Raw genomic sequence first — 9100 nt, forward strand, 5'->3', positions numbered from 1 at the left:
GAGGAATGCAAGAGCCGTACAACGGAAAAAGATATTCAAATGCTTAATACGCGTTTAGCTTATCAAAAAAGGGGAATATAATGGCACTTTTTCCATTTTCTATTGCTGATATTGATGATCCTGAATGTATTCGTGTGGTTCTTTATGCTAGCGGAAGAATGGGACATGCTCCTTTAAACGCATTGTTGAAGAAAGCATATGAAGATATTACAAAAATTTTAAAGCGCATGGATGCTTTAGCAAAGCGCATGGATGCGTTAGAAAAAAAATTAAATACTCTAGATCCTACCAAGGTCGAACAGAAAAAAAATACGAAAAAAGAGAATCAAGACAGTATTAATAATGTTGTGAGTGCTGGAATAACGACATCGAGCAGTATAGTGAGCGGATCAGAATTTAAAATAGAAGCATTGTCCGCTGGAGACATATTTTTTTCTCCAATAAACGAGACGCCAAAAATAGACTACAGCTCTTTTGTTTCAAAACTTACAGCACATGAGCCGCTAGAAATACACAGTAATGTTAGTCAATACATGGGTGTTGAGCAGTCTAGAGGGATTTCTTCTTTGTTTAAAAAGGAAAAATAGAAAAGAGTGGTCATAACAAACTGATTATAACAATAGGTATGGGTTGAAGCTATAGATCAGATGCACCTTATTTATATCTTCGGTGGGGTGTGGAATTGCACTCTGTTTGAGATGTTAAAAAAAGGTAAAAGTTGTTGCAGGAAAGTTGATCATGAGTTGTTGGGGAGATTAGGGCGCATATTGAAATCTAAGGGCAAGTTTTTAAAGCCTACAGAGAAAGGAGCTGTGCCCAAACAGAAACGCGTGGCAAAAGAAGTTTGTAGACGATAGAAAATCTTGCAATAATTTTAAAAAGCTTTTGGATAGAGCGTTCAATGATTTTAAATTTATAAACAATTTGCTGTTTCTACGCTTTTTTAAAAGAGAAAAAAAGCAGTTTAGTGCAATTTTAATTTGCCAAAAATCCCATAAAAAGAAAAATTTAATTGTCACAAGAACAAAAGCAGAAAAATTCCTATAAGAAAAAAATGCGTGTCATTATATCTTTTCTTATAAAGAAGAGCAATGTTGTACTGTTTGAGCAGGCTTGAAAGAGAAATTTTCACTTGTTTTCTTATCAAACAAGATTGTACAAGCGGTTGTTGATTTGTCTTATCCTGCTTATACTGTAAATACTGTCCTTTCAGGTGTGATGATATAAGGCAAGCCTCTTTGTAAGAGCTCAAATAACACAAAAAGTGTTTTTAAAGGCGTGCCAAATATTTAAGGCAGGGCTTATTTGTTGAGCTTTAAGTTTAAGTAAATCACATGTGGGAAAGCTAAATGGACCCCGCTATAATCCGAGCTATTAATAGATCAGATTGGGTGAAGCCTCGTCTTTTGAAGTGGTGGATGCAAGTTAAGAAAAATTATCTTTTACAAGCGTAAAAGAACGGATTTTATTATAATTATGGACTTAAACCATGTGTGTTTTTCATGGATGATATTGAAATAAAGCTACAAAGTATTTTGATTTATTTGATACGTTTTGATTTTAGAAAGTTCGTTGTTGCAAATGACTTCCATTAATACGAAGGCGTCATTATTTATACTCTTTTTGGATAAATTTTATAAATATAATTAAAAAGCTTGCAATATTATACGATTTGTGTATAAGTATTTATTATTGATTTCTTTTGTATTTTATTTTAATTATATCTCTATTCATAAGCCGCGCCATTTAAAGGTGCGGCTTTTTTCTGTTTAATAGCAGGGGTGCTATATATCTATTATTGAGGTGGCTTTGGATATTTTTTTCATTATTGTATTTTGTGATTTCGTTTTGCAGTGAAATCTCTAAATTCTTGAGTGTTTTATCCCAATAAGGAAGATTCAAAATAAAAATGCAGGTATCTGTTTATTTTTTTTGCGTTGATTATAATGGGGGGCGTTGAATAGTTAAAGAATGTTTGTTACTGTTTGACGGAGAGTGATATGGGTGAAGCGTAAAATGGTGGCGCACTTGAAGGTCCATTATCATACATGCTCGCATGATCAAAAATGCAAATGTGTCTTTTACAGTGTTTGTTGATCTCGATTAGAAAGTCCATTCTTTTCTTTGTTTGGAGTTTTACATCAATAATTTCTTATCTTGTTGTCGTGCTGCCTTTTGAGAGTGTGGTGATAGAAGGCATGTAAGATTTTATATATTGAAGTGTTTGTGTGTGGTAAATATGAGGGGTGTTTTTTCGTCATGTGATGAACTCTTCGGGCGGTGGGGATTTTGTCCATAAAGCGTCATAAAATATCACTTTTTGTTCTGTGGTGATAGAGATCCCACGAGGGGGAAAGAAGAAGGGGAAAGTCAAGTGGATTTTGTGAGCCAATCATGTAAACTGGAACGGATTCCATGCGGATATAAATCAGGCTTTGTTTGTTGCATATAGCGCTATTTGTTGCATAACTTGTGATAGCCAATTCTCTAAATAAAGGGATTTGACCGGTAGCAGAAAAAAGAAATCATTACGAGATAGCAAGTGTGCTTGTTTCAGAATGTCTAATGCTTTTGCATGACAAAGGAACGCGAAACTCTGTCACGTCGTCCTTTCATGTTTTCGAGTTCAGGGTTGTCCATATATTTCCTTCAACTTGATCTTTATGCATAGGACGCAAGGGAATTGGAGGCAAGAAATTAGGATGAACATTTTGGGACAAGCAAAAAGCCAATATGTTACGCTCGTTGTTTTACAGCATGTTTGATAAAAAGCTAGGACATCTTTCCAATCCATTATGTGTGTAACCTTAAGGCGTTGTTTTCTTAAGAGAGTACAGAGCTTTTTTGTTGCTTGTCAAACAACATCAAATCTCAACGCTACAGCATGTTTGAGAGAAAGAAGAATGAGAATCCTACAGATTCAGAAGGGCAAAACTCTCTGAGTGACTCCAGCTTTTGTAAGCTAGACTTTATGTATGACAGATGGGGGCTGTATTTGAGTGATTGCTGAAATAGAGAGACAGCCTTATTGAGAAAAATATAAAGGCATATTAATCACTCTTTGTGCTATCATTTTTTTTCTTTATAATTTTCAAAACTATCTATAGCAATATTATTTAAATAATGAAGATAATGCCTTATGCCTTTGTGTATCGCGTGTCTTTTTGGGATTATGCCTCTCACATAAAAACAGAATGCCCCAAATATTATTTGTCTCCGAATATATATTTATTGCATATTTACGGACTTGTTTTAAAGAGATATCCCACTCCCAAGTCCCTTTCACAAGAACACTCGTCAATGGTATAGGGGTAAAGCCCCTATGAAATGGATAAAACTTATAAGGTATCTCCCTCATCTTTATGCTTCATAAAAGTGCAGGTTGGTATTCTCATATATTTTTCCAACTCCCAATGTTACGAAAGCCTTGGTTCGTGAGACGATTCATAAGAGGTATATGCCTTTTTTGTACAGTTTTTAATCCACATGCCAGCTCCGCGTGTAACATGCAAGAAAAAGAGTTTGATTCAACAGCAAACAGATTGAGGATGAAAAATCCTATGGTATTCGGGTCTCTCATTCAATATGCAAAACAATAAATAATCTTTATAAATCAATGTGATATATCTTAAAGAAGACGAATTGTTTATAGAGCTGCATGGATGAAGAATCTTCGTCTTTTAAGGTGATGAAAGAAAATTATAATCCCTATTTTTTCATAAAGGGCATGAGAAAAGTGTTTCACAAAAATTTTATACGATAAAAAAAGAGAGTCTTTTGACATAAGAGTCTTGATCGTTTGCCGCTATAACCTGTATTGTGTATACAGATGCTTCTATCATTTTTTGCTGTAAAAGCTTCTCTTGGGATGTTAAAGGGTACAATCTTTATGGAAAAAAGAATCCGTGCAAGGCAAAAGGCTTATTTCAAAAGATTATATCGCAAGATTGCTTTTGTTTGCATAATACTTTTTTGTGTAGTGATTTTGTGTTTTGTTGTTGCAAAGGTGATCAGTTATTTTTCTTCTCATAAAAAAATAACACAACAAGCACCCGTTGAATTGGTTATTCCTGTTTTTGATCTGCGCGTATATTGCAAGGAAATTTCTGCTTCCGTTATGCCCGATATGAAAAGAGAAGTCTATCAGCATTGTCTTAATTTGGAAAGTGAGGCCTATTTTGCTATTCGTGAAATGTGGGATCAGCTTTCTGATACTGCAAAAAAACAATGTTTGACGTTGGTACGACCTGGGGATGGAAATTATTTTCTCTTACGCGATTGTTTTCTCAATGAAAAAGAAAATAAAAAAGGCAAAAGACGCAATTACTTTTAAGTTTTTATACGGAAAGTTAAAAGGATGCGAATTTTGATGAGAAGATAAAAACCTCTTAAATTACGATCTGCCTCGAGACCAATAGCAATTTGATTTATTTATCTTGTTATATCACACTTCTTATTTAAGATGTGGCGACATAAGGCATGGATGCCTCCTTGAAATGTTTAAGGGGGCGTGGTGGAGTTTTAGGAGGATTTGTTGAGCTTTTTTAAGGGAAATAACAGGTGTGGGAAATCCATTTCGTAATGGTTCTGGTGAAGGGTATAATGGTAAAGCCCCCATGAAGTGTATAAAATTTATAGAGCATGTTCATCTTTACGTTTCAAACAAGAGTAAGCCCCAAGTACCACTTACACTTTGCGAGCTTTCAATGGTGTTTGCTGACAGCCCTTGAGCCTTAGAGATGGTTCATAAGAGGCACTTTTAGCCTTTCTTTATCGTTTTTACTCCACACAGGCTTTTCCGTGTGTAACATGAAAGAAAAAGAGATTGATTCAATAGCAAACAAATTGAGGATGAAAAATCCTAGGGTATTAAGTTTTCTTACTCAACACAAAAAATATGAATGATCATTATAAATCAATTCAGTGTACGAATTTTACAAAAATTTTGATTGTTGACAGAGCAGTGTGACTTGAGAACCTTCGTTCTTTGAGGGCGTAAGTCAATAGAAATGACAAAAATGAGTAAAAAAGAAACATTCCTTTTATAAACATTCAAGGCTGCTTCATGCGTAAAGTGCTGTGCTGGGTTTACAAATGTGCTTGTTTTATAATTCCAGTTTTCTTTATCAGAAAAGATAAGAGAGGAAATGCGTTATGCCATTCTTATTGATAGTTTTTGAGAAGAAGCTGATTTTTAGGAAAGTGTGACATATTGGTCATTTTTTTCATAATTTGATATTTTTTTGTATTTAAATATTTTGCTTTTTAAGCTCAATTTGTTATAAATAAAAACTGTGATTAATTTAAAAACTCCATGGGTTAAAATAGAAATTGATAGTATCTGGCTTATTTAGGAAAGAAGATTAATCTCTTGGTGATTATAGGGCTTGAATAATACTTCGTATTAATCTATCTATAAAAATCAAGAGGTTTTGTGAAGCGATCGTGGATTATCGCTCGCAAGGGGTTGCTTTAGCGATGAAGAGAGGCTATATATCATAGGATAAAGAGGTTCGCGCAGTGACTCGTTGGGATGGAAGTGCTTGTGAGTTAAATGCACGAGGGGGTAGAGGGTATCGGCGTTTTTAGGAGCGGTGGTTTTAGAGCAAAAAAGGAAGCTTCTAATATTCTCTGGCAGGAATTTTTCTTTGTCAGGTATGTTGTATGTGTGTTTTCCTTTTTGTTTTCCACAAGATAATTATTTTTTTAGTGAAATATGGTTTATTTTAAAAAAAACACTTGGCATTTTATGTGAACATCATTAGGTTTCTGCTGTTTAACAGAGAAAGAGGGAATTTTTGATTTACGATTTCCCTGCTGTTTTGTGATTTTCAAGAAAATATATGCTTTTATCAATATCAGTAGGGTTCGTTTGAGTAAAATAAACGCGGATAGCTTGATAACCGTATGTTAAAAATGATTAGCATTATCAAAAGGTAATGCAATGAGGAAGAGTCAATTAAGACATACATTAAGACAAACACTCCAAAAAGGGATAAAGATGAGGCCACAACAAAATAGACGGGTACGCGGTCGCAATAATAACAATAATGGTAATAACAATAATAATCGTCGCGGTCCTAATCCGTTGTCTCGCAATTATGAAAGCAGCGGTCCGGATGTTAAAATTCGCGGGAATGCTCAGCAAATTGCCGATAAATACATAAGCCTTGCGCGTGATGCACAAGGTGCGGGTGATCGTGTTATGTCGGAGAATTATTTACAACATGCCGAGCACTATTTGCGTATTATTTTAGCAGCAGCTGGGCAAATGTCTCAATCGGTTCGACGTGATGAAAATCGTGGTGATGAAAATCGTGATGAAAACAACGAGCAAGAATGCGGTGAAATAAATCTTGACGGTGAAAAAAAGGATACTGTCGAGGGTGATACAGATGTATTACAGATGCCGTCGCAAAAAAATGGTAATGGCCAATATGCTAAAACGCAAAATGGGGATGCGCGTGAAAATGCTTTAGAGGCTCTATCGGATGAAAAAACGGATCAAGAGCACTGTCACTCTGAGAAAAATGTTGAACCTGTCAAAAAAACACGCCGTTCTCCCCGTCGACGTACTGTACGGACCCAACAAGATGAATCATCTCTTGAGCTTTCACTTACAACAGCAGAAAGCACGAGCAATGGAGATGCATCAACAGCAACAAAAGAGGTTTCTTCGTTGCCTGGATTAGGTGAGGGAATACAGAGAAAAACGCGCCGTCGCCGAGTAGTCAATCTTGAAGCAGAGGAAAATGTTTAAACCTGAAGGGTGCTGTTTAAGCGCTTGTGATGATGTTATTGGTATCATGATGGTAAATTATATATGCTCAAGAAGCTTTTTGCGCTTTCTTTGAATTTTCACGGTCAGTCCTAGGAACTTAACGAAGGATGTCGACAGACAAGATTGCCTCGTTGCTGGGATTTAAGTGGGGGGATACAGAGAAAAACGCGCCGTCGCCTAAGTGGTCGCATCTTGAAGCAGAGGAAAATGTTTAAACCTGAAGGGTGCTGTTTAAGCGCTTGTGATGATGTTATTGGTATCATGATGGTAAATTATATATGCTCAAGAAGCTTTTTGCGCTTTCTTTGAATTTTTACGGTCAGTGTCAGGAACTTAACGAAGGTTGTCGACAGACAAGATTGCCTCGTTGCTGGGATTTAAGTGAGGGAATACAGAGAAAAGCACATCCGTGTATTTTAAGAGACAGTTCTTGTATAAAGAACGCAATGTCGTTGTTTTATTTATTGACACTTATATTTAATATTGTTCAATGTATTTATGCCCATTTTGCGATGGTGCTCATGAATTCTATCATGTGAAATCCATCGGTTATCTTTGCTTAATAAAAGATGTAAGCTGGGCGTTATAGCTTTAATTTTCAATGTTGCAACAGTTCTTCTTTTGATACCGGATCATTCATAAGAGGTATTTTTATTCATCCATTTCCTTGCTGGGATATGTGAGCAAATGATTTTGATTCAGTTTCTCATGAACAGATTTGAAAGGGGAGAATCCTACAGTATTTGAGGTTCTCGTTCGACATGTAAAATAAATGATCACTATTAAATTAATATGTTGAATTTTTGCACTCAAGAAGATGTCTTTCTTGTACGTTCATTAGAATTTTCCTAAGCGATGTCAGTTTGCTTAAGCATGGGAATGCGTTGATAGAAAGGTTTCTTCTTTTCCAAGATTAGGTCAGGAGATACAGAGAAAAACGCGCCGTCGCCCAAGTGATCGTATCTTGAAGCAGAGGAAAATGTTTAAACCTGAAGGATGCTATGTAAGCGCTTGTGGTGATATTAGTTTGCTTAATGAGGCATTGTTTCCGATATTTCTTTTTTTGTTTCAACAGAAAGAACGGCGATTAATGCACCAGTGTGATAATTGTAAATCATAAATTTTGTTTGTCTATCAGGGGTTAAAACTTTCAGTACAATATTGTGTTCTGAGAGGCTTTGCGACAAAATCTGTGTTTTTTCCGGTAGAGAGAGCGTATGATTGATAACGTGTGGGGTTTTGCTGGGAGAGGAAGATAACTCTATTTGTTTTGGCGCTGATCCGGTTGCGACCACTTTATAAACAATTAAAAACAGTACGGTTAGAATAAGGAAAAGCGTTATTAAAACGGAAATAATCATTAAACCCATAAGTTTTTTTCTCACTCGTTCTACAGCAGGATCTAAAGGGAGATCTTGAGGCAGAGAGTTTTGCTCTGTGTGATGGTCTTTTGAAGGTTGCATTCGCTTATTATCCATCATGTCTTTCATTGATTATTTTTTTGAGATCTGATGGGTTTATGCTTTTAAAGTTTTTTGTGCAAGAGATTTGTGGAAGAAGAATGCAAAAGAGGAAGCGATGTTGGTAAAATACCTTCTTTCTGGACTGTAGATATCTTGTTATTTTCATTTTGGCTTTTAAGCAGGAAATTTCCACGGTTTGTTACAGACCAGATCAATTTTACTTCTTGTTGATGTAAATCTGCATGGACGTCTATACATTGGGCAAAAATTTGTTGTCCAGAAAATGCAAAATTTTTTGTGGACGGTATCATGGATTGTTCACATGCTTGAGCCGTTGGATAGATTTTAACCATTGTATTGTTCGAATAGCAACTATTGAAATCATCTGTACATGAAACTAATAAGAGGATAAAAACAAGGGGATTCATCAATTATTTTCCAAATGAGAGGTTGACAGCATGGGCTCCAATTTGTCAGCCTAGGGGCTTCTTCACCGTTAAACGTTTTTACAGTTTTTTAGTTCCCCCTTTGAGATGTCCGTTCCCCCTTTGAGATGTCCGTTCCCCCTTTGAGATGTCCGTTCCCCCTTTGAGATGTCCGTTCCCCCTTTGAGATGTCCGTTCCCCCTTTGAGATGTCCGTTCCCCCTTTGAGATGTCCGTTCCCCCTTTGAGATGTCCGTTCCCCCTTTGAGATGTCCGTTCCCCCTTTGAGATGTCCGTTCCCCCTTTGAGATGTCCGTTCCCCCTTTGAGATGTCCGTTCCCCCTTTGAGATGTCCGTTCCCCCTTTGAGATGTCCGTTCCCCCTTTGAGATGTCCGTTCCCCCTTTGAGATGTCCGTTCCCCCTTTGAGATG

5 protein-coding genes are annotated in these 9100 nt (G+C 36.4%); 3 read left to right on the forward strand and 2 right to left on the reverse strand.

Annotated elements, in window-relative coordinates; genetic code table 11:
- Positions 1–80: 80 nt before the first annotated feature.
- The 3 genes from ACFIKB_RS03105 (at position 81) to ACFIKB_RS03115 (ending at position 6760) form a co-directional block, all read left to right on the forward strand.
- Positions 81–587, forward strand: coding sequence for a hypothetical protein (locus ACFIKB_RS03105; RefSeq protein WP_375635646.1), 507 nt, complete (start codon positions 81–83; stop codon positions 585–587).
- A gap of 3302 nt (positions 588–3889) precedes the next feature.
- Positions 3890–4333, forward strand: a complete 444-nt coding sequence (locus ACFIKB_RS03110) for a hypothetical protein (RefSeq protein WP_375635647.1) — start codon at positions 3890–3892, stop codon at positions 4331–4333.
- Between the two features lie 1668 nt (positions 4334–6001).
- The gene (locus ACFIKB_RS03115) at positions 6002–6760 is read left to right on the forward strand and encodes a DUF4167 domain-containing protein (protein ID WP_375635648.1); all 759 of its coding nucleotides are present in this window, start codon (positions 6002–6004) and stop codon (positions 6758–6760) included.
- Between the two features lie 1052 nt (positions 6761–7812).
- Here ACFIKB_RS03115 and ACFIKB_RS03120 read toward each other — a convergent pair.
- Both ACFIKB_RS03120 and ACFIKB_RS03125 read right to left on the reverse strand, forming a co-directional pair.
- A complete protein-coding gene (locus ACFIKB_RS03120) occupies positions 7813–8262 on the reverse strand; it encodes a hypothetical protein (RefSeq protein ID WP_375644543.1) in 450 nt (149 codons plus the stop codon).
- A 44-nt stretch (positions 8263–8306) separates the two neighbouring features.
- Positions 8307–8672, reverse strand: a complete 366-nt coding sequence (locus ACFIKB_RS03125) for a hypothetical protein (protein ID WP_375635665.1) — start codon at positions 8670–8672, stop codon at positions 8307–8309.
- Positions 8673–9100 lie beyond the last annotated feature (428 nt).

The sequence above is a fragment of the Bartonella sp. MR110HLJHH genome (assembly GCF_042194225.1).
Lineage (GTDB): Bacteria > Pseudomonadota > Alphaproteobacteria > Rhizobiales > Rhizobiaceae > Bartonella > Bartonella grahamii.

Bases quoted from the DNA above. Each gene is read 5' to 3' on its own strand.
- ACFIKB_RS03110 (WP_375635647.1), top strand. From the start codon at position 3,890: ATGGAAAAAAGAATCCGTGCAAGGCAAAAGGCTTATTTCAAAAGATTA.
- ACFIKB_RS03120 (WP_375644543.1), bottom strand. From the start codon at position 8,262: ATGATGGATAATAAGCGAATGCAACCTTCAAAAGACCATCACACAGAG.
- ACFIKB_RS03105 (WP_375635646.1), top strand. From the start codon at position 81: ATGGCACTTTTTCCATTTTCTATTGCTGATATTGATGATCCTGAATGT.
- ACFIKB_RS03125 (WP_375635665.1), bottom strand. From the start codon at position 8,672: ATGAATCCCCTTGTTTTTATCCTCTTATTAGTTTCATGTACAGATGAT.
- ACFIKB_RS03115 (WP_375635648.1), top strand. From the start codon at position 6,002: ATGAGGCCACAACAAAATAGACGGGTACGCGGTCGCAATAATAACAAT.